17 protein-coding genes are annotated in these 18,320 nt (G+C 62.4%); 15 read left to right on the top strand and 2 right to left on the bottom strand.

Annotated elements, in window-relative coordinates; genetic code table 11:
• Positions 1 to 79: 79 nt before the first annotated feature.
• The 5 genes from QOM08_RS26395 (at position 80) to QOM08_RS26375 (ending at position 8,196) form a co-directional block, all read left to right on the top strand.
• Entirely contained in the window at positions 80 to 5,998 is a 5,919-nt protein-coding gene (locus QOM08_RS26395) for an Hpt domain-containing protein (protein WP_139048945.1), read from the top strand.
• Positions 5,991 to 6,458, top strand: coding sequence for a chemotaxis protein CheW (locus QOM08_RS26390; protein WP_139048946.1), 468 nt, complete (start codon positions 5,991 to 5,993; stop codon positions 6,456 to 6,458). The genes QOM08_RS26395 and QOM08_RS26390 overlap by 8 nt, the downstream gene beginning before the upstream one ends.
• A 193-nt stretch (positions 6,459 to 6,651) precedes the next feature.
• Positions 6,652 to 6,840, top strand: a complete 189-nt coding sequence (locus QOM08_RS26385) for a nucleoid-structuring protein H-NS (RefSeq protein WP_171061304.1) — start codon at positions 6,652 to 6,654, stop codon at positions 6,838 to 6,840.
• A gap of 338 nt (positions 6,841 to 7,178) precedes the next feature.
• Positions 7,179 to 7,808 (top strand): nucleotidyltransferase domain-containing protein, encoded by a 630-nt coding sequence (locus QOM08_RS26380; protein ID WP_139048948.1) that lies wholly within the window; start codon positions 7,179 to 7,181, stop codon positions 7,806 to 7,808.
• On the top strand, positions 7,771 to 8,196 hold the full coding sequence (locus QOM08_RS26375; RefSeq protein WP_139048949.1) for a hypothetical protein: 426 nt from the start codon (positions 7,771 to 7,773) through the stop codon (positions 8,194 to 8,196). The genes QOM08_RS26380 and QOM08_RS26375 overlap by 38 nt, the downstream gene beginning before the upstream one ends.
• A gap of 257 nt (positions 8,197 to 8,453) precedes the next feature.
• On the opposite strand, the gene QOM08_RS26370 is transcribed toward QOM08_RS26375, so the two are convergent.
• A complete protein-coding gene (locus QOM08_RS26370; protein WP_310663007.1) occupies positions 8,454 to 8,822 on the bottom strand; it encodes a hypothetical protein in 369 nt (122 codons plus the stop codon).
• Positions 8,823 to 9,111: 289 nt separating this feature from the next.
• Between QOM08_RS26370 and mdcA the strand changes: the two genes are divergently transcribed.
• The 9 genes from mdcA to madM all read left to right on the top strand — a co-directional run bounded on the left by mdcA (position 9,112) and on the right by madM (position 16,365).
• Positions 9,112 to 10,782 carry a malonate decarboxylase subunit alpha gene (mdcA, locus tag QOM08_RS26365; protein WP_047226944.1) on the top strand — a complete coding sequence of 557 codons (1,671 nt, stop codon included), beginning with the start codon at positions 9,112 to 9,114 and terminating at the stop codon, positions 10,780 to 10,782.
• Positions 10,783 to 11,658: a triphosphoribosyl-dephospho-CoA synthase gene (locus QOM08_RS26360; protein ID WP_139048951.1), complete on the top strand. Its 876-nt coding sequence runs from the start codon at positions 10,783 to 10,785 to the stop codon at positions 11,656 to 11,658. It begins immediately after the preceding gene.
• Positions 11,658 to 11,957 (top strand): malonate decarboxylase subunit delta, encoded by a 300-nt coding sequence (locus tag QOM08_RS26355; RefSeq protein WP_047226946.1) that lies wholly within the window; start codon positions 11,658 to 11,660, stop codon positions 11,955 to 11,957. The genes QOM08_RS26360 and QOM08_RS26355 overlap by 1 nt, the downstream gene beginning before the upstream one ends.
• On the top strand, positions 11,950 to 12,801 hold the full coding sequence (locus tag QOM08_RS26350) for a biotin-independent malonate decarboxylase subunit beta (protein WP_139048952.1): 852 nt from the start codon (positions 11,950 to 11,952) through the stop codon (positions 12,799 to 12,801). Before QOM08_RS26355 ends, QOM08_RS26350 begins: the two co-directional genes overlap by 8 nt.
• Complete coding sequence (mdcE, locus tag QOM08_RS26345) at positions 12,798 to 13,601, top strand: biotin-independent malonate decarboxylase subunit gamma (protein WP_107323038.1); 804 nt, start codon at positions 12,798 to 12,800, stop codon at positions 13,599 to 13,601. The genes QOM08_RS26350 and mdcE overlap by 4 nt, the downstream gene beginning before the upstream one ends.
• A complete protein-coding gene (locus QOM08_RS26340) occupies positions 13,595 to 14,218 on the top strand; it encodes a malonate decarboxylase holo-ACP synthase (RefSeq protein WP_257220628.1) in 624 nt (207 codons plus the stop codon). Before mdcE ends, QOM08_RS26340 begins: the two co-directional genes overlap by 7 nt.
• Entirely contained in the window at positions 14,215 to 15,135 is a 921-nt protein-coding gene (gene mdcH / locus QOM08_RS26335; protein ID WP_139048954.1) for a malonate decarboxylase subunit epsilon, read from the top strand. The genes QOM08_RS26340 and mdcH overlap by 4 nt, the downstream gene beginning before the upstream one ends.
• A gap of 67 nt (positions 15,136 to 15,202) precedes the next feature.
• On the top strand, positions 15,203 to 15,595 hold the full coding sequence (madL, locus tag QOM08_RS26330; RefSeq protein ID WP_047226951.1) for a malonate transporter subunit MadL: 393 nt from the start codon (positions 15,203 to 15,205) through the stop codon (positions 15,593 to 15,595).
• A 5-nt stretch (positions 15,596 to 15,600) separates the two neighbouring features.
• Positions 15,601 to 16,365: a malonate transporter subunit MadM gene (madM, locus tag QOM08_RS26325; RefSeq protein WP_076386537.1), complete on the top strand. Its 765-nt coding sequence runs from the start codon at positions 15,601 to 15,603 to the stop codon at positions 16,363 to 16,365.
• Positions 16,366 to 16,483: 118 nt separating this feature from the next.
• On the opposite strand, the gene QOM08_RS26320 is transcribed toward madM, so the two are convergent.
• A complete protein-coding gene (locus tag QOM08_RS26320) occupies positions 16,484 to 17,398 on the bottom strand; it encodes a LysR substrate-binding domain-containing protein (protein WP_047226952.1) in 915 nt (304 codons plus the stop codon).
• 220 nt (positions 17,399 to 17,618) lie between these two features.
• Here QOM08_RS26320 and trhA point away from each other — a divergent pair, with 220 nt between their 5' ends.
• On the top strand, positions 17,619 to 18,236 hold the full coding sequence (gene trhA / locus QOM08_RS26315) for a PAQR family membrane homeostasis protein TrhA (protein ID WP_047226953.1): 618 nt from the start codon (positions 17,619 to 17,621) through the stop codon (positions 18,234 to 18,236).
• Positions 18,237 to 18,320 lie beyond the last annotated feature (84 nt).

Genomic DNA, 18,320 nt, shown 5'->3' with positions numbered 1-18,320 from the left:
CTGCATCGCGAGCAAGCTTTGCTCCCACAGAGAAACTTCTTCCCCACAGAGGTGTTAGGTTCTGCTGATTGGAGTGGTTATGGGTGATCGGCACGACTATGTGGCCCTGGAGTGGGTCAAGGGCGAGATTGCCGAAACGCTGAAGCAGGCCCATCTGGCGCTCAATCGCCTGGTGGACGACCCGCAGGCGGCGGATGCCCTCGCGCACTGTCTGGCGTGCATTCATCAGGTGCACGGCGGCCTGCAGATGGTCGAGTTCTATGGTGCGGCGCTGCTGGCCGAGGAGATGGAACAGCTGTGCGTCGCCCTGCAGGACAACCGCATCGCCCATCGCGACGAAGCCATCAGTCTGTTGAGCCAGGCCCTTGGGCAGTTGCCGATCTATCTGGACCGCATCCAAGGTGCCCGCCGCGACCTGCCGTTGGTGGTGCTGCCGTTGATCAATGATTTGCGCAGCGCCCGGGGCGAGAGCCTGTTGTCGGAGACCAGCCTGTTCAGTCCAGAGTTACCGCTGATCGCGCCGCTCAGTGACGAGGCCTTGAAGCGACTCGAACCGCCTGACCTGCCCAACACCTTGCGCAAACTGCGCCAGACCCTGCAAGTGGCCCTGGTGGGGCTGTTGCGCGAACAGGACGACGCCACCCATCTCGGCTATCTGGCCAAGGTCTTCCACCGCCTGGAAGGGCTGTGCGCCGGCGCACCGCTCAATGCGCTGTGGCAGGTGGCGTCGGCCCTGGTCGAAGGCATGCGCGAGGGGCGTATCGCCAATAGCCCGGCCCTGCGCAGCTTATTCAAGGAAGCGGACAAGGAACTCAAGCGCCTGTTGGACCAGGGCCTGCAAGGCATCAATCAACCGGCGCCGCCACAGTTGCTGACGAGTTTGTTGTTCTATATTGCCAAGGCCGAACATCCCAGCGGGCAGATGCAGATCATGAAAGAACGCTACTCACTGGACGACGCGCTGCCCGACAGCGCCATGGTCGACGAAGAACGCGCACGCCTGGCCGGACCGGACCGCGATGCCATGCGCTCGGTGCTCGCCGCACTCTGCGAAGAGCTGGTGCGGGTCAAGGAGCGGCTCGACCTGTTCGTGCGCAGTGACCGCCAGCACGCCTCGGAGCTGGACAGCCTGCTGGCGCCCCTGCGACAGATCGCCGACACCCTGGCGGTGCTCGGCTTCGGTCAGCCGCGAAAAGTGATCATCGATCAATTGGCGGTGGTCCTGAGCCTCGCCCAAGGTCATCGCGAGCCGGATGACGCGACGCTCATGGATGTCGCCGGGGCCTTGCTCTACGTCGAGGCCACTCTGGCCGGCATGGTCGGCACCGTCGAGCCCGAGAGCCCTGAAGACAGCCACCTGCCCACCACAGACCTGACCCAGATCCACCAAATCGTCATCAAGGAAGCCCACACCTGCCTGCAACAGGCCAAGGACATGATCGTCGACTACATCGACGCCGACTGGAACAGCGAACAACTGCAAGCGCTACCGGCGTTGCTGACCCAGGTGCGCGGCGCGCTGGCGATGATCCCCTTGAGCCGCGCCGCCAGCCTTGTGGAGGCGTGCAATGGTTTCATTCGCGAGCATCTGCTGTTGGATCACGCCCAGCCGGGCTGGGAAGAACTCGATCACCTGGCCGACGTAATCACCGGCCTCGAATATTACCTGGAACGTTTGAGCGAAGACCCGGAAACGCCCGGCGAACCCTTGTTGGACGTGGTCGAGCGCAGCCTGGGGGCCCTCGGTTATTTCCCCGACGAAGCCCGGGTGCCGTTGCTTGACGATGTGCTGAGCCCGAACGAGGCCCAGGTCATGCAGGACTTGCAGGAGCTGGATGACCCGCAGACCGTGCAGTCCTTGGCCCAAATGCTGGCCAGCCCGGTCTCGGCGGTCAACCCGCCGGCCCGGAGCACGCCGGGTAGCCTGCTGCCGCCGCCGTTGGACGAGCATCCGGTGGACGACGAGCTGCGCGAGGTCTTCCTTGAAGAAGCCGACGAGGTACTCGACGTTTTGCGCGAATACCTGCCGCGCTGGGCCGCTCACCCTGACGACCATGGCGCCCTGGCCGAATTGCGCAGGGCCTTCCATACCCTCAAGGGCAGCGGTCGGATGGTGCGGGCGCTGGTCTTGGGAGAGCTGGCCTGGGCTGTGGAAAACCTGCTCAACCGGGTGCTGGAGCGCAGTGTTGAGCCGGGTGCTGCGGTCCGGCAGTTGCTCGATGAGACGGTGCAGTTGCTACCGGCCCTGGTGAGCGAGTTTGCAGACAACCGCCAGCGTCAGCGCGACGATGTCGACCGTCTGGCGGCCCGTGCCCATGCGCTGGCAAAGGGCGTCGATGACGATGAAGACGCCCAGGATGTCGCCGCCCTCGACCCGTTGTTGCTGAAGATATTCGACAACGAAGCCCAGGGTCACCTTGCCAGCCTCAATCGCTTTCTCGACCAGGCCGCCGAACACTTGCCGCTGCAGGCCAACGACGAATTGCAGCGAGCCTTGCATACCCTCAAGGGCAGCGCATCAATGGCCGGCGTGTTGCCGATTGCCGAGCTGGCCGGCGCGATGGACCAGTTGGCCCGGGAATACAAGGCGCACCTGATCGCCCTCGACCTTGATGAAACTGAATTGCTGCTGGAGGCCGAGGGCCTGTTGCGCCTGGGCTTGCGTCAGTTGCACGGTGACCCCCTGGCGCCGATCCCCGGCGCAGAAGAGCTGATCCAGCGAACCCAAACGCTGCTGGCCGAGCGCCTGCAAACGGCCCTCAGTGCACCGGACAAAGGCTTGCGGACCAAGCGCGATCCCCAACTGATCAACAACTTCCTCGCCCAGGGCATGGATATCCTGCTCGATGCCGAAAACCTCTTGCGCCGTTGGCAGCAGCACCCCGGCGAAGGCCAGGAACTCAGTGCGCTGCTGGACGAGCTGACCACCCTCGGCGAAGGCGCGCACTTGGCCGACTTGCACCCGGTGGACGAGCTCTGTGAAGCCTTGCTCGATCTCTATGGCGCAGTGGAGGAAAGCAGCCTGGCAGTCAGCGACGTGTTTTTCCAGGAAGCGCAGCGCGCCCATGAAGCCTTGATCGACATGCTCGATGAACTGGCCGCCGGGCAACACGTGCACTCGCAGCCCGAGCGGGTGCAGGCCCTGCGCGGCTTGCTCCAAGAGAGCCTGGACCCATCCGCCACCGGCCTGATCCGCAGCGATGGCAGCCGCACCCTGAGCATCCGCGAACTGGGTAACGCGACAGCGGAACTGCAGCGCAGCGCCCCTGCTGAGACCTCAGTGGACGACGACATTGCCTCGATTTTCCTCGAAGAGGCGCAGGACATCCTCGAAAGCGCCGCCCAGGCCCTGCAACGTTGGCTGGCCGACCCGGACAACGCAGCACCGCTGTCCTCGTTGCAACGAGACTTGCACACCCTCAAGGGCGGCGCACGAATGGCCGATATCCGGCCGGTGAGCGACTTGGCCCAGGAGCTGGAAAATCTCTACGAAGGGCTGGTGGACCGCCGTTACAGCCACAGCGAGGAACTCGAGCAACTGCTCAGCAGCAGTCACGAACGCCTCGATCTGCTGCTCGGGCAGTTGCAGCAGGGCCAGCCGTTGGGCGATCCCGTTGCGCTGATCGACGCCATTCGCCGGTTCCGTCAGGACAAGCCGAACCCAATCGATTCGGCAGGGGCGATCCAGGGCGAGGGGGCCGGACATGACCCGGAGCTGCTGGAAATCTTCCTCGAAGAAGGTTTCGACATTCTCGACAGCGCAGGCTCAGCGCTGCTGCGCTGGCAGGACGAACCATCGAACCGTCAGGCCCTGGAAACGCTGTTGCGGGATTTGCACACCCTCAAGGGTGGAGCGCGGATGGTGGAAATCGTCCCCATCGGCGACCTGGCCCATGAGCTGGAAAATCTTTATGAAGGCTTGTCGGCGGGGCTGCTCCAACCGACACCGGCGCTGTTCGCCTTGCTGCAAAGCAGCCATGACCGGCTGGCGCAGATGCTCGATGCGGTACGCGCCGGCCACCCGTGCCCTGTTGCCGACCGGCTGATCGCGCAGATCCAGGCGGTGAATCATCCGCAGGACAGCGAGACGCCCAAAGTCGTCCCCGCGCCGGAACCGGCCCCGACCCCGCCGCCTGCGCCCACAAGGCTTGAGACCGGCACCCCGAGCGACGGCGCGGACATGGTCAAGGTCTCCGCCGAACTGCTTGACGACCTGGTGAACCTGGCTGGGGAAACCTCGATTTTCCGTGGGCGTATCGAACAGCAGGTCAACGACGCGCGCGTGGCCCTGGGCGAGATGGAAACCACCATCGAGCGCATGCGCGACCAGTTGCGCCGTCTTGATACCGAAACCCAGGGCCGGATCCTCAGTCGCCAGCAGGTCGAGGCCGAGCGCCTGGGCTACGAAGAATTCGACCCGCTGGAGATGGACCGGCATTCCCAGTTGCAGCAATTGTCCCGGGCGCTGTTCGAATCGGCCTCGGACTTGCTCGATCTCAAGGAAACCCTCGAACGCAGCAATCACGACGCTGAGAACCTGCTGCAACAGCAGGGGCGGGTCAACACCGAACTTCAGGAAGGGTTGATGCGCACGCGCATGGTGCCGTTCGAGCGCATGTTGCCGCGCCTCAAACGCATCGTGCGGCAAGTGGCGCAGGAGTTGGGCAAGGACGTGGAGTTCGTGGTTGGCAATGCTGAAGGCGAAATGGACCGTAGCGTGCTGGAGCGCATGGCCGCGCCCTTGGAGCATATGCTGCGCAATGCCGTCGACCACGGCCTGGAGCCGGCCGACGTGCGCATCGCTGCCGGGAAACCGGCCCGGGGGCGCATCAGCCTCGACCTGTCCCGGGAAGGTGGCGACATCATTTTCGACATTCGCGACGACGGCGCCGGCGTGCCGCTGGAGGCGGTGCGCAGCAAGGCGATCAAGCGTGGCCTGCTGGCACCGGACAGCGACATCAGCGACCGCGACGTGCTGCAATTCATCTTGCAGCCGGGCTTTTCCACCGCCGAAAAAATCACCCAGATTTCCGGGCGCGGCGTCGGCATGGACGTGGTCCATGAAGAGGTGCGGCAACTGGGTGGCAGTATGGTCATCGACTCCACACCGGGGCAGGGCGTGCATTTCCGCATTCGCCTGCCGTTTACCGTGGCGGTCAACCGGGCGTTGATGGTGCAATGTCACGAAGACCAGTACGCGATCCCACTGAACACCATCGAAAGTATCGTCCGGGTGTTGCCCGCTGAACTGGATGGCTATTACCAGCTCGACCCGCCGACCTACACCTACGCCGGGCAACGCTATGAGCTGTGCTACCTGGGTGAGCTATTGAAAACCGGCGCTCGCCCGAAACTGTTGGGCCAGAGCCAACCGTTGCCGGTGCTGCTGATGCAATGCAGCGAGCGGCATATCGCGGTGCAAGTGGATGCTACCGCCGGGACCCGGGAGATCGTGGTCAAGAGCCTCGGCCCGCAATTTTCGGCGGTGCAGGGCTTGTCGGGGGCGACGATCCTGGGCGATGGCCGGGTGGTGTTGATTCTCGACCTGTTGGCGCCGATCCGCGCCTTGCCTCATCAGGTCCCACGCCGCCCGGCAGCGGCGCAAGGCGAGGGCGAACACCCGCGAGCATTGCTGGTGCTGGTGGTGGACGACTCGGTGACGGTCCGCAAGGTCACCAGCCGCCTGCTGGAGCGCCACGGCATGCACGTGCTCACCGCCAAGGACGGCGTGGATGCCATGGCGCTGCTGGCCGAACACTCCCCCGACCTGATGTTGCTGGACATCGAAATGCCGCGCATGGACGGCTTCGAAGTGGCCACGCAAGTACGCAATGACCCGCGCCTGGCCCACCTGCCGATCATCATGATCACCTCCCGCACCGGCCAGAAACACCGCGACCGCGCCATGGCCATCGGCGTCAACGACTACCTGGGCAAGCCGTACCAGGAATCGGTGCTGCTCGACAGCATCGCCCGCTGGAGCAAAACCCATGCATGACCTTCACCCGCGCACCGGGCACATCACCGGGCTGCTGCTACCCCTGGCCGACCGGCACCTGATTTTGCCCAACGTGGCTGTGGCCGAGCTGATCGACTACCAGAGCAGCGCGTTCGATATGGACACTCCGCCGTGGTTCCTGGGTTGGGTGAGCTGGCGCGAACGGCAAATCCCGTTGCTGAGTTTCGAGTCGGCCTGCGGCCAGAAAACCGTGATCGGCGAGCGTGCGCGCATCGTCGTGCTCAATGCCCTGGGCGGGCACCCGGAGTTGCGGTTCATTGCGTTGCTGGTCCAGGGTATCCCGCGTTCCTACAAACTCGACACCCAGTTGAGCTACGTCGATGTACCGCTGTGTGGGCTGGAACAGGCGGCGGTACAAGTGGGCGAGCATGTAGCGAAGGTGCCGGATTTGTTGGCGCTGGAGGAGTTGGTCGTTGCCTCGGGGTTGGCAAAAAACTAGGTCAGACACAGTACCTGTGGGAGCGGGCTTGCTCGCGATGGCGGCCTGACAGCCGACCAGGGTTTTGTTGACCGGGTACATATCCATTGATGCGGTAACGGCCGCTGGCGGTTCCGCTCTTACAGCGGCTCACTTTTGAGAAGCCGGAATGCCGGCCCAGGCAAAAGTAAGCAAAACGCTTTTGCCCCACCACTTGACACCTCGCCTAGGCTCGGTGTGCCCGAACGAAGGCATTGCTCCGTGGGCCCGCCGCGAAGGGCCATCCATGGCCCAGCGCGGCTATCCCGGCACCCATGCCGGGATGCCCACTCCACAATGCCTGCGTTCGGCCAGCGTGGTTAACGGGGCGCCCGAGATCAACGTCCTGCGCGAGGCGGCCTGATAGCCGGCCGGGCTCTTGCGGGGGGCGTACAGCCATCAGACCTGTTTGGACTGGACCTGTTTGAGTAGGACCTGTGGGAGCAAAGCTTGCTCGCGAAGGCGGCGGCACATTCAGCATTGATGCAAGTAGACCCACCGCTATCGAGACCCAGCTCGCTCCCACAATGATTTATGTGTCGATTACTGGATTCAGGCATGCCGCTGATTCAGCGTCATATCAACGGATCGTTCCCATAAAGGGTCTGATCAGTCCCTTCTTGGGACTTATTCAGGGCTCAGAGCTTGATAGGTCCCAAAAAGGGATCTATCGTTCCCTTTTTGGGACTCGCGGTGGCCTCCATGAATCAGCTCTCTCTCAGTGATGCTCTATTCACTGCCACCCAGCAGCGAGTCTTGGGCTTGTTGTTCGGTAAGCCGGATCAAAGCTTCTACACCAACGAAATCGCCCGCTGGGCTCAAGTCGGTAAGGGCAGCCTCGTGCGGGAGTTGGAGCGCCTGCAACGCTCTGGTGTGCTCACCATGACGCGTCTGGGCAATCAAACCCATTATCAAGCCAATCCACATTGCCCGATTTACAGCGAACTGTTGGGCATCGTGCAGAAAACCATCGGCATCGCCGAACCGTTGCGCCAGGCGCTGGAACCCTTTTCAGAACAACTGAGCTGGGCGTTCGTCTATGGCTCCATTGCCAAGGGCCAGGCAAACGCATCCAGTGACATAGATCTCATGCTGATCGGCGAAGGCCTGCACTACAGTGAAGTGATGGAGCGGCTCATGCCCTTGGAAGAGCAGCTGGGTCGCCCCCTCAACCCTACGCTCTACACGCCCCAGGACTGGGCTGCGAAATTTGCGGCTGGCAACAGTTTCGTGGTGCGGGTAGCGCAACAGGACAAGATCAATTTGCTGGGTGAAGACCCTTTGGAGTCCAAGGATGGGCAAGCACGAAAACCTGAAGAATCTGTTACATAGCGGCGGCCTGAAAGCCGAACCGCCTGATCGTCAGGAATGTGAAGGCTTGATGCGTTCTGCAGTGGATCGCCTGAAGGACGCACAAACAACTTCCCTCTCATTTGCCAGCCGGTTCGACCTGGCCTACAACGCCGCCCATGCCGCAGCGCTCACGGCGCTACGCTTGAGCGGCTATCGTTCGGACAAGCGTTATCTGGTCTTTCAATGTCTGGTCCACACCGCAGACGCCAGTAAAGTGCAGGTCCGGTTATTCGCGCTGTGCCATGAGCGGCGCAACCTTGCCGAGTACGAGGGGTATATGAATGAAGATGATGCACTGCTTACCCAGCTGATTGAGAGTGCGGTAGAACTGCTCGAACGGGTCCGGCAATTGATGAGTATGAGTTGACCCGTTGCGGTCGCCGCAAACTTCCAATCCAACCCGTTCCCCTGTGGGAGCGAGCTTGCTCGCGATAGCGGCAGAACAGGTCAGCATTGACGTTGCCTGACACTCCGCCATCGCGAGCAAGCTCGCTCCCACAGGGGGTGTTACAGCTTTCCGCAGATTAGGACACCATCTTGACCCTGATGTTATCGATTTCAAATTCGTAGAGCGTTCCGGCATGGTCCTTACCGACACGCAGGCCTAGCAGCATCTCTCGATTGTTAGGGGTGAAGGGAAAAAGCAAACGTTTCTGAATCCTGCCACTCTTCGCCAGGTGTGCCAGGATGTACCAATGTGCCGGCCCAAATCTGATGCTTATCGTTGGTCATCGCAATCTGAATATAGTGAAGCACTTCCTGTTTGAAGCGGTAACGGTAAGTTACTAGAAACATGTTCCCCATCAACCTGGGATCGATATTAAAGATCTTGCGCAGACTTGGTTTGAACGTAGAAATTTCACGCCCCTCGATTTTTCCAGACCAGAAACTGTTCTCGCCTTCAGTCACAACTCTTGCGTCGACTGCCCCATCGCCATCAACCCACTTGTTCCTGTCTTCCCTATCGAATGTGGTGAGATCTTCGTATTCCATAAATGCCTCCAAAATATTGTGTGAGGTTACAGGCGCATCGACCTTGTTCCTGGAAAGCGAGCATTGAGGATCGCTGCACAGCTTATTCAGCCCTGCAAACGGCAAATCAGATACTGTCAGGGCTGACAGGTCCGATCGGTTATGCGACGGATGGTTTTGCATTGGATGGGCTGATTCCAACCCGGACAACCATTACGCCAACCGTAACGATCCGCCGCTAAGCTTGATTGATGCCCTCGCCACAACACTCCTAATGTGGCCTCCACGACAGCGAACCCGTGGAGTGGTCATGACAACAACAATATCCCCCGACTCGCGCTGGACGCGGCGGCGTTGCGAAAAGCAGCGGCGTCTCGAGCTGGTGAAGGGGCTTGCCGACGGTGTGGTGTTGCCCACCGACAAGATCGTTGCGGCGCTGGAGGCGTTGATTCTGCCGGGCGATCGCGTGGTGCTGGAAGGCAATAACCAGAAGCAGGCGGATTTCCTGTCACGCTCTCTGGCCAAAGTCGACCCGGCGAAGCTGCACGACCTGCACATGATCATGCCCAGCGTCGGCCGCTCCGAACATCTGGACCTGTTCGAACGCGGCATTGCCCGCAAGCTGGATTTTTCCTTCGCCGGAACCCAGAGCCTGCGCATCAGCCAGTTGCTCGAAGACGGGCTGCTGGAAGTCGGCGCGATCCACACCTACATCGAGCTCTATGCCCGGTTGGTGGTGGACCTGATTCCCAACGTGGTGCTCTCGGCCGGGTTCATGGCCGACCGTGCCGGCAATATCTACACCGGCCCCAGCACCGAAGATACCCCCGCGCTGATCGAGCCGGCGGCCTTCAGCGATGGCATCGTCATCGTCCAGGTCAACCAATTGGTGGACGATGTCAGCGACCTGCCACGGGTTGATATCCCGGCGTCCTGGGTCGATTTCGTGGTGGTGGCCGACAAGCCGTTCTACATCGAACCGTTGTTCACTCGCGACCCGCGCCACATCAAGCCGGTGCATGTATTGATGGCGATGATGGCCATCCGCGGGATCTACGAAAAACACAACGTCCAGTCCCTCAATCACGGCATCGGGTTCAACACCGCCGCCATCGAGCTGATCCTGCCGACCTACGGCGAGTCCCTCGGCCTGAAGGGCAAGATCTGCCGTAACTGGACCCTCAATCCCCATCCGACCCTGATTCCGGCCATCGAAAGCGGCTGGGTCGAAAGCGTGCATTGCTTTGGCACCGAACTGGGCATGGAAAACTACATCGCCGCGCGGCCGGACGTGTTCTTCACCGGTCATGACGGCTCGCTGCGCTCCAACCGCATGGTCTGCCAACTGGCCGGGCAATACGCGGTGGACCTGTTCATCGGCGCCACTTTGCAGGTGGACGGTGACGGACATTCCTCGACGGTGACCCGTGGCCGACTGGCCGGTTTCGGCGGTGCGCCGAACATGGGCCACGACCCGCGCGGGCGCCGTCACGGCACGCCGGCCTGGCTCGACATGCGCCACGGCGATGGCGAGGCGCCGTTGCTCGAACGGGGCAAGAAACTGGTGGTGCAGATGGTCGAGACCTTCCAGGAGGGCGGCAAACCCACCTTCGTCGAAACCCTCGACGCGGTGGAGGTGGCGAAAAAAGCCGGCATGCCCCTGGCACCGATCATGATCTACGGCGACGACGTCACCCATTTGCTCACCGAAGAAGGCATCGCCTACCTGTACAAGGCCCGCTCGCTGGAAGAGCGTCAGGCAATGATCGCGGCCGTGGCCGGGGTCACTGCCATCGGTTTGCGCCATAACCCGAAAGACACTGCCCGTATGCGCCGCGAAGGCTTGATTGCCCTGCCTGAAGACCTCGGCATTCGTCGCACCGATGCCACCCGCGAGTTGCTCGCCGCCAAGAGCGTGGCCGATCTGGTGGAGTGGTCCGGTGGTCTCTACAACCCGCCCGCCAAGTTCAGGAGTTGGTAAATGCACGCCTTCAACCTGCAACCGAAAAAATTGTCCTTGGCCGAGCGCTTGGCGGACATGGCCGTGGACGCGCTGATCGACGAAGCCGACCTGTCACCCAAACCGGCCCTGGTGGATCGGCGCGGCAATGGCGCCCACACTGATCTGCACTTGGGGCTGATGCACGCTTCGGCGCTGTCGCTGTGGCCGGCATTCAAGGAAATGGCCGACGCCGCCCTTGAATGCGGCGAGATCGGCCTGCCGTTACGCGAAGCCCTTGGGCGGATCGGCCGTGAGGGGGAAGCGGCGATGCTCGCTACCACCGATGGTGTGAACACCCACCGCGGCGCGATCTGGGCGTTGGGGTTGTTGGTGGCTGCGGCCGCGCTGGAACCTGAATCCAGCGTCGCCAGCGCCGTCACCTTACGTGCCGCCCGCCTGGCCTTGCTCAACGATCGCTACGCCCCCAAACCTTTCAGCCATGGCGCTCAAGTGGCCCAACGCTACGGCGTGCGCGGTGCCCGGGAAGAAGCGCAACTGGCATTCCCGGCCGTCACCGGCCTGGGCCTGCCACAACTCAAGCGCAGTCGCGCGGCGGGGGCGGGAGAACAGAACGCGCGGCTCGATGCCTTGTTGGCGATCATGACGACGTTGGCCGACACCTGCGTGCTCTACCGCGCCGGTGAGCCGGGTTTGCAGGCCATGCACCACGGTGCCAGAGCGGTGCTCGACGCTGGTGGCAGTGCCAGCCTGGGCGGTCGTCGCCAGTTGCATGCGCTGGACCAACAACTGATTGCCATGAACGCCTCGCCCGGCGGCGCTGCTGACTTGCTCGCCGCCTGCCTGTTCCTCGACCGTATCGAGCGCGGCGATGGCCTCTTCCCAGGAGTGTGCTGATGCAAACCTTATCCTTTGAATTTCCCGCCGGGCAGCCGCCACGGGGCCGGGCGCTGGTGGGCTGTGTCGGCTCGGGCGACCTGGAAGTGCTGATCGAGCCGGGCCTGGCGGGCAAGTTGACCATTCAGGTGCAGACCTCGGTCAACGGCAGTGAACAACGCTGGCAACACCTGTTCGCCCGCATGTTCGACGGCCAGATGCCGCCGGCCCTGGCGATCGACATCCACGATTTCGGCGCCACCCCCGGGGTGGTGCGTTTGCGCCTGGAACAGGGCTTCGAGGAGATCGGCCATGACTGACAGCGCCGCGTTGCTCAACAAACACAGCTTCGTCGAGCTGGGTGCCCGGCAACGGGCCAAGGCCCTGCTGGATAACGGTTCGTTCCGTGAACTGCTCGACCCCTTTCAGCGAGTCATGTCGCCGTGGCTGCTGCGCCAGGGCGTGGTGCCGCAAAGCGACGACGGTGTGGTGATCGCCAAGGGTTTGCTTGCTGGCCTGCCGGTGGTGATCGCGGCCATCGAAGGTGCGTTCCAGGGCGGCAGCCTTGGCGAAGTCGGGGGGGCGAAGATCGCCGGCGCGCTGGAGCTGGCCGCTGAAGACAACCGCAAGGGCATCCCGACCCGCGCCGTGTTGCTGCTGGAAACCGGCGGCGTGCGTCTGCAAGAGGCCAATCTGGGGCTGGCGGCGATTGCCGAGATTCATTCGGCGATTGTCGACTTGCGCCAGTACCAGCCCGTCATCGGCGTGGTGGCCGGCAGCGTCGGTTGTTTTGGCGGCATGTCCATCGCCGCTGGGCTGTGCAGCTATCTGCTGGTGACCCAGGAAGCGCGACTGGGCCTGAACGGTCCGCAAGTGATCGAGCAGGAAGCCGGGATCGACGAGTACGACTCGCGTGATCGGCCGTTCATCTGGAGCCTGACCGGCGGTGAGCAACGCTTCGCCACCGGGTTGGTGGACCGCTATGTGGCTGATGACGTGGCGCAGATCCGCGAGCAAGTCAGCCAGTTGTTGCAGTTGGGTGTACCCGCCGAGCACCGCAGCGGTCAGGCCGAGGTATTCCTGCAACGTTTGGCCCGACTGGACACTGAAGTGCAAATCGAACCGGCCGCGGTTCGCCAGCTGTATCAGGGAGAACGCCCATGAATTCGTATTCGTTGAGAGGCTTGCGCTGGTTCGCGGCTCTGAGCGACGGCGCCACGCCGTTGGCAGGACTGCCCGCTTCGCTGAAAGTGGCCGACGTCACACTGGGCGAGCAAAACGTGCGGCTGTTGGCCGTCGTGGCCGATCCCGATAGCCGTTTCCCTCGTGCCCGCAACGGCGAAGTCGGTTTGCTGGAAGGCTGGGGCTTGGCCAAAGCCGTGGATGAGGCTATTGACGCCGACCGTGATGCGTCCAGCAAGCGCGCGCTGATTGCCATCGTCGATGTGCCGAGCCAGGCCTACGGTCGTCGCGAAGAAGCCCTGGGCATTCATCAGGCCTTGGCCGGTGCCGCAGACAGTTATGCCCGAGCGCGGCTGGCCGGGCATCCGGTGATTGGTTTGCTGGTGGGCAAGGCCATGTCCGGGGCGTTCCTGGCCCACGGTTATCAGGCCAACCGGTTGATCGCCTTGCGTGATCCGGGCGTGATGGTCCACGCCATGGGCAAGGCCTCGGCGGCGCGGGTGACCCTGCGCAGTGTCGAAGAGCTTGAGGCCCTGGCCGCCAGCGTGCCGCCGATGGCCTACGACATCGACAGTTTCGCCAGCCTCGGTTTGCTCTGGGAAACCCTGTCGGTGGAGCAGATCGAACAGCCAAACGCGGCGGATCTGGCACGGGTCAGGGATTGTCTGCAACAGGCGATCAACGAAGTGGCAGGTGCGCCTCGGGACCTGAGCAGCCGTCTCGGGGCGACGCATCGTGCGGCTTCCAGCACCGTTCGCCAATTGTTGAGAGCGCAGTGGTGAGCACCTTCCTGGCCCACGACCTGCTATGGGGAATGACTCCACAGGCGTTGCCTGCGGATGCGCCGGCGTGGGTCATTGAGTCCTTGAGCCTTGAGCAGCCGGTGGTGGTGCGGCGAGCGATCACCGCGCCGGGACACATTGCCGTGGGCGTGCGAGGCGTCTCGCGGGAACAGCGTTACGCCACGTCGATGCCGGTGGCGGCGATCCAGCGCCGGGTGCGCCCGGAGGACCTTTGCCATGTCGCATTGCGCCGTGACTTGCCGGCGTTGCAGGCGCTCGCTCAAGTGCGGCCAATGCTGGATGCCAGCGGCTGGATCTGGGGCGTCAGCGGCAGCGCCGGATTTGAACTGGCCAGTGGCATCGAGGTGCTGCATGCACGCAGCGATCTGGACTTGATCCTGCGCACACCGCATCCGCTGGATCGTATTCAGGCCAGGGATTTGTTGGCGCAACTGGACGGTTCGACGTGCGCCGTAGACATGCAACTGCAAACCCCTTTCGGCGCCGTCGCCCTGCGCGAGTGGGCAGGCTCGGCGCGGCGGGTGTTGCTCAAGGATAATCTTCAGGCGCGTCTGGTGACCGATCCATGGCAACCGGCGCTGGAGCAAGTGGCGTGAGCAGCCTTTTGGTATTCCCCGGCCAGGGTGCGCAGCGAGCGGGCATGCTCCAGGGCGTGTCGCCGCAACTGCTGGAACTGGCCTGTGAAGTGCTCGGCGAAAACGTACGACAGCTGGACAGCACCGAGGCGTTGCAATCGACCCGAGCCGTACAACTGTGTCTGTTGATCGCGGGTGTCGCGGCGGCCCGGCAATTGTTGGAACAGGCACCTGTGCCGGATTACGTCGCGGGCCTGTCCATCGGCGCGTACCCGGCGGCGGTGGTGGCTGGTGCGCTGGGGTTCGATGATGCATTGCGCCTGGTCAGCCTGCGTGGCGAACTGATGCAGCAGGCGTATCCGCGAGGCTACGGCATGACGGCGATCATCGGCCTTGATCTGGCGACAGTGGAGGCGTTGCTCGCGCAGGTACACAGCGCCATGACGCCGGTTTACCTGGCCAACATCAATGCCGATAACCAGGTGGTCATCGCTGGCAGTGACGAGGCCTTGGCCAGCGTTGCCGAGAGAGCACGCCGCCAGGGCGCCGCGAAAGCGTGTCGGCTGGCGGTGAGCGTACCGTCCCACTGCCCGTTGCTGGAGGTCCCGGCCCGGGCACTGGCCCAGGCGTTTGCCGACGTGCCGTTGAAAGCGCCCGTTTTGGGTTATCTGAGCGGCAGTCGTGCCCGGCCCGTGGTGAACACCGACGCCTTGCGTGAGGACCTGGCCTTCAACATGTGCCGCGTGGTGGATTGGCGCGGCACCGTGCAAAGCGCCTACGAGCGAGGCGTGCGGTTACAGATCGAACTGCCACCCGGTGCGGTTTTGACGGGACTGGCGCGTCGGGTGTTCGAGCAGGGCACCGTCATTGCCTTCGACGGTGCGCGCCTGGACACCTTGCAGACGCTGCTCAGAGAGGAGGGACGCCGCCGACCCTAAACCACCGACTCAAGCTGGCGAAGCACAAAAACAACAACTTCGACGATGCACTTTGAGGACTACAACAATGATTATTTACGGTGTGGCGTTTTTGGCCTTTTGTACCCTGGCGGGTATTTTCATCGGTGAGCTGCTGGGCAAACTGATCGGCGTGCCGGCCAACGTCGGCGGTGTCGGCATTGCGATGCTGCTGTTGATCGGCCTGGGCAGTTACCTGAGCAAACGCGGCCTGTTCAAGGGCAAGTCCGAAGCCGGCGTGGAATTCTGGAGTGCGATCTACATTCCTATCGTGGTCGCGATGGCGGCCCAGCAAAACGTCTATGGCGCGCTCAAGGGCGGGCCAATGGCGATTCTGGCTGGGACCCTGGCGGTGGTGATTGCCTTTGCGATGGTGCCGGTGCTGGTGCGCATCGGCAACAAAGGGCCTGAAACCGATGTTTCCGCCAAGACAGTCGGGTGATTGCCATGTACGAATCAATGATGAAAGTGATCACCGGCTACGGTCTGCTCAGTGGCTTTGCGATTGTCGGCATCACCATGTGGGTGTCGTACTGGATCAGCGACACGTTCACCAAGGGCCGCCTGCACGGTTCGGCCATCGCGATTCTCCTGGGGTTGGTGCTGTCGTACATCGGCGGTGCGATGACCGGCGGGCAGAAGGGTGTAGTAGACATTCCGCTGCTCTCGGGCATCGGCTTGCTGGGCGGCGCCATGCTGCGTGACTTCGCCATTGTCGCCACGGCGTTTGGGGTGAGTGTCGAGGAGCTCAAGCGCGCCGGTTTCGTCGGGGTGCTGGCGTTGTTCGTCGGGGTGGCCACCTCGTTCATCGCCGGTGTCGGAGTGGCGATGGCCTTCGGTTACACCGACGCGGTGAGCCTGACCACCATCGGCGCCGGAGCGGTGACCTACATCGTCGGGCCGGTCACTGGCGCGGCGATCGGTGCCAGTTCCGAGGTAATGGCGCTGTCCATCGCCGCCGGTTTGATCAAGGCGATCCTGGTGATGGTGGCGACGCCGTTCGTGGCACCTTTTATCGGCCTTAACAATCCGCGCAGTGCGGTGATCTTTGGCGGGTTGATGGGCACTTCCAGCGGCGTGGCCGGCGGCCTGGCGGCCACCGATCCGAAACTGGTGCCGTATGGTTGCCTGACGGCGGCGTTCTACACGGCGCTCGGGTGCTTGCTCGGGCCTTCGCTGTTGTATCTGATCATGCGGGGGTTGTTGGGCTAAGGCTTTGAATTTTCGCTGAGCGGGCTGTCCTCGTCGCGAGCAGGCTCGCTCCCACATTGGATCGGTGTTCACCATCCCGTGTGGGAGCGAGCCTGCTCGCGATGAAGGCGACTGGGTCTCAAGCCTGGCGATTGGCATACATCCGGCACTCCGCCAGCAACGCCAGCAAATTCGGATCGCGCTCCTTGGCCTTCAGGAATACCACGCCGATGTGCTGCTGCAGCCGATACTTTTCCTGCAACGGGATCAGTTTCACCCGGTTTTCATACACCGCCGCAATCCGTCCCGGCAGCAAGGCATAACCGACCCCGGAGCTGACCATGCTCAGCAGGGTGAAGATGTCGTTGACCTGCATCGCCACCTTCGGCTCGAACCCCGCCTGTTTGAACACTCGATTACCATCCTGATGGGTGGCGAAGCCCTGGGTGAGGGTGATGAAGGTTTCGTTGCACACTTCGGCCAAGTCCACTTCACTGCGTTGGGCGAAGGCGGAATCGGCTGGCGTGGCGAGAAAAATGTCGTCTGAAAACAGCTCGATATGCTCGCAGTCCGGATCGTTCACGCTGTCGTCCAGGGAGATCAGGATGGCGTCCACCTCCATGTTCTTGAGCTTGTACAGCAGGTCGATGTTCGAGCCCAGGATCAGGTCGATGTTCAGTTCGCTGCGGCGGATTTTCAGGCCCATGATCAACTGCGGCACGGTCTTGACCGTCAGTGAATACAGCGAGCCGAGCTTGAACCGCTCCGCGGAAAACCCGGCGGCTTCACGGGTCAGGCGCACGCTTTCGATTACGTCCTGAATCAGCTTCTGTGTGCGTTCTTCCAGCACATAAGCGCTTTCCAGGGGGGTGAGGTTGCGGCCCTCGTGCTTGAACAACGGGCAACGCAAGGCGCTTTCCAACGAGTGAATGGCCCGGTGTACGCTGACGTTGCTGGTCTGCAACTCGGCCGCCGCCCGCGCAAGATTGCCGGTGCGCATGAACGCCAGGAACACCTCGAGTTTTTTCAGGGTCAATTCTTCGTCGATCAGCATGGGGTGGACTCTTATTCGTATCGCCCGATTGTGCCCCAATCGGTAGGAGGATGTTGATCTGTGGGAGCAAAGCTTGCTCGCGATGCAGGCGACTGGGCTCCTGAGGCACCGCGTTATCTTCATCGCGGGCAAGCCTTGCTCCCACAGAGAGCTAAACATTGCACTTTGTAGCGCCAAGCCTGAGCCTTGGCGTCTGTTTTGGAATGTGAGGTGGGACTGGATGTATCACGGAGAGCGACTCAACGCCTGGACCCACCTGGTCGGGGCGGTGGCGGCTTTTATCGGGGCGGTGTGGTTGCTGGTAATTGCCGGGATGACGGGCGATGCGTGGAAGATCGTCAGCGTGGCGATCTACGGTTTCACCTTGCTGGTGCTGTACAGCGCTTCGACGGTTTACCACAGTGTGCGCGGGCGCAAGAAAGCAATCATGCAGAAGGTCGATCACTTTTCGATCTATCTGCTGATCGCCGGCAGCTATACGCCGTTCTGCCTGGTCACCCTGCGCGGGCCGTGGGGCTGGACCTTGTTCGGGATTGTCTGGGGGCTGGCGCTGATCGGGATCTTGCAGGAGATCAAGCCGCGCTCTGAAGCGCGAATCCTGTCGATCGTGATCTACGCGGTGATGGGCTGGATCGTGCTGGTGGCGGTCAAACCGTTATTGGCCGCCTTGGGCAGCGCCGGCTTTGCCTGGCTGGCTTCGGGTGGTGTGTTGTACACCGTCGGCATTGTCTTTTTCGCGCTGGACCATCGGTTGCGGCACGCCCATGGCATCTGGCATCTGTTCGTGATCGCCGGCAGTTTGCTGCATTTTGTGGCGATCTTGTTCTATGTGCTCTAGCTCATAACCACCGCTGGTCCTGTGGGAGGGAGCCTGCTCGCGATAGCGGTGGTTCAGTGGGCATATTCATTGGCTGACACACCG

The sequence above is a fragment of the Pseudomonas sp. P105 genome, assembly GCF_032614175.1.
GTDB lineage: Bacteria > Pseudomonadota > Gammaproteobacteria > Pseudomonadales > Pseudomonadaceae > Aquipseudomonas > Aquipseudomonas rhizophila.
This window is presented reverse-complemented; position numbering and strand designations above follow the sequence as displayed.

Excerpts from the sequence above, each read along its gene's own strand:
- QOM08_RS26395 (WP_139048945.1), top strand. The coding sequence starts at position 80 with ATGGGTGATCGGCACGACTATGTGGCCCTGGAGTGGGTCAAGGGCGAG.
- QOM08_RS26390 (WP_139048946.1), top strand. The coding sequence starts at position 5,991 with ATGCATGACCTTCACCCGCGCACCGGGCACATCACCGGGCTGCTGCTA.
- QOM08_RS26380 (WP_139048948.1), top strand. The coding sequence starts at position 7,179 with ATGAATCAGCTCTCTCTCAGTGATGCTCTATTCACTGCCACCCAGCAG.
- QOM08_RS26375 (WP_139048949.1), top strand. The coding sequence starts at position 7,771 with ATGGGCAAGCACGAAAACCTGAAGAATCTGTTACATAGCGGCGGCCTG.
- QOM08_RS26370 (WP_310663007.1), bottom strand. The coding sequence starts at position 8,822 with ATGGAATACGAAGATCTCACCACATTCGATAGGGAAGACAGGAACAAG.
- mdcA (WP_047226944.1), top strand. The coding sequence starts at position 9,112 with ATGACAACAACAATATCCCCCGACTCGCGCTGGACGCGGCGGCGTTGC.
- QOM08_RS26360 (WP_139048951.1), top strand. The coding sequence starts at position 10,783 with ATGCACGCCTTCAACCTGCAACCGAAAAAATTGTCCTTGGCCGAGCGC.
- QOM08_RS26355 (WP_047226946.1), top strand. The coding sequence starts at position 11,658 with ATGCAAACCTTATCCTTTGAATTTCCCGCCGGGCAGCCGCCACGGGGC.
- QOM08_RS26350 (WP_139048952.1), top strand. The coding sequence starts at position 11,950 with ATGACTGACAGCGCCGCGTTGCTCAACAAACACAGCTTCGTCGAGCTG.
- mdcE (WP_107323038.1), top strand. The coding sequence starts at position 12,798 with ATGAATTCGTATTCGTTGAGAGGCTTGCGCTGGTTCGCGGCTCTGAGC.
- madL (WP_047226951.1), top strand. The coding sequence starts at position 15,203 with ATGATTATTTACGGTGTGGCGTTTTTGGCCTTTTGTACCCTGGCGGGT.
- madM (WP_076386537.1), top strand. The coding sequence starts at position 15,601 with ATGTACGAATCAATGATGAAAGTGATCACCGGCTACGGTCTGCTCAGT.
- QOM08_RS26320 (WP_047226952.1), bottom strand. The coding sequence starts at position 17,398 with ATGCTGATCGACGAAGAATTGACCCTGAAAAAACTCGAGGTGTTCCTG.
- trhA (WP_047226953.1), top strand. The coding sequence starts at position 17,619 with ATGTATCACGGAGAGCGACTCAACGCCTGGACCCACCTGGTCGGGGCG.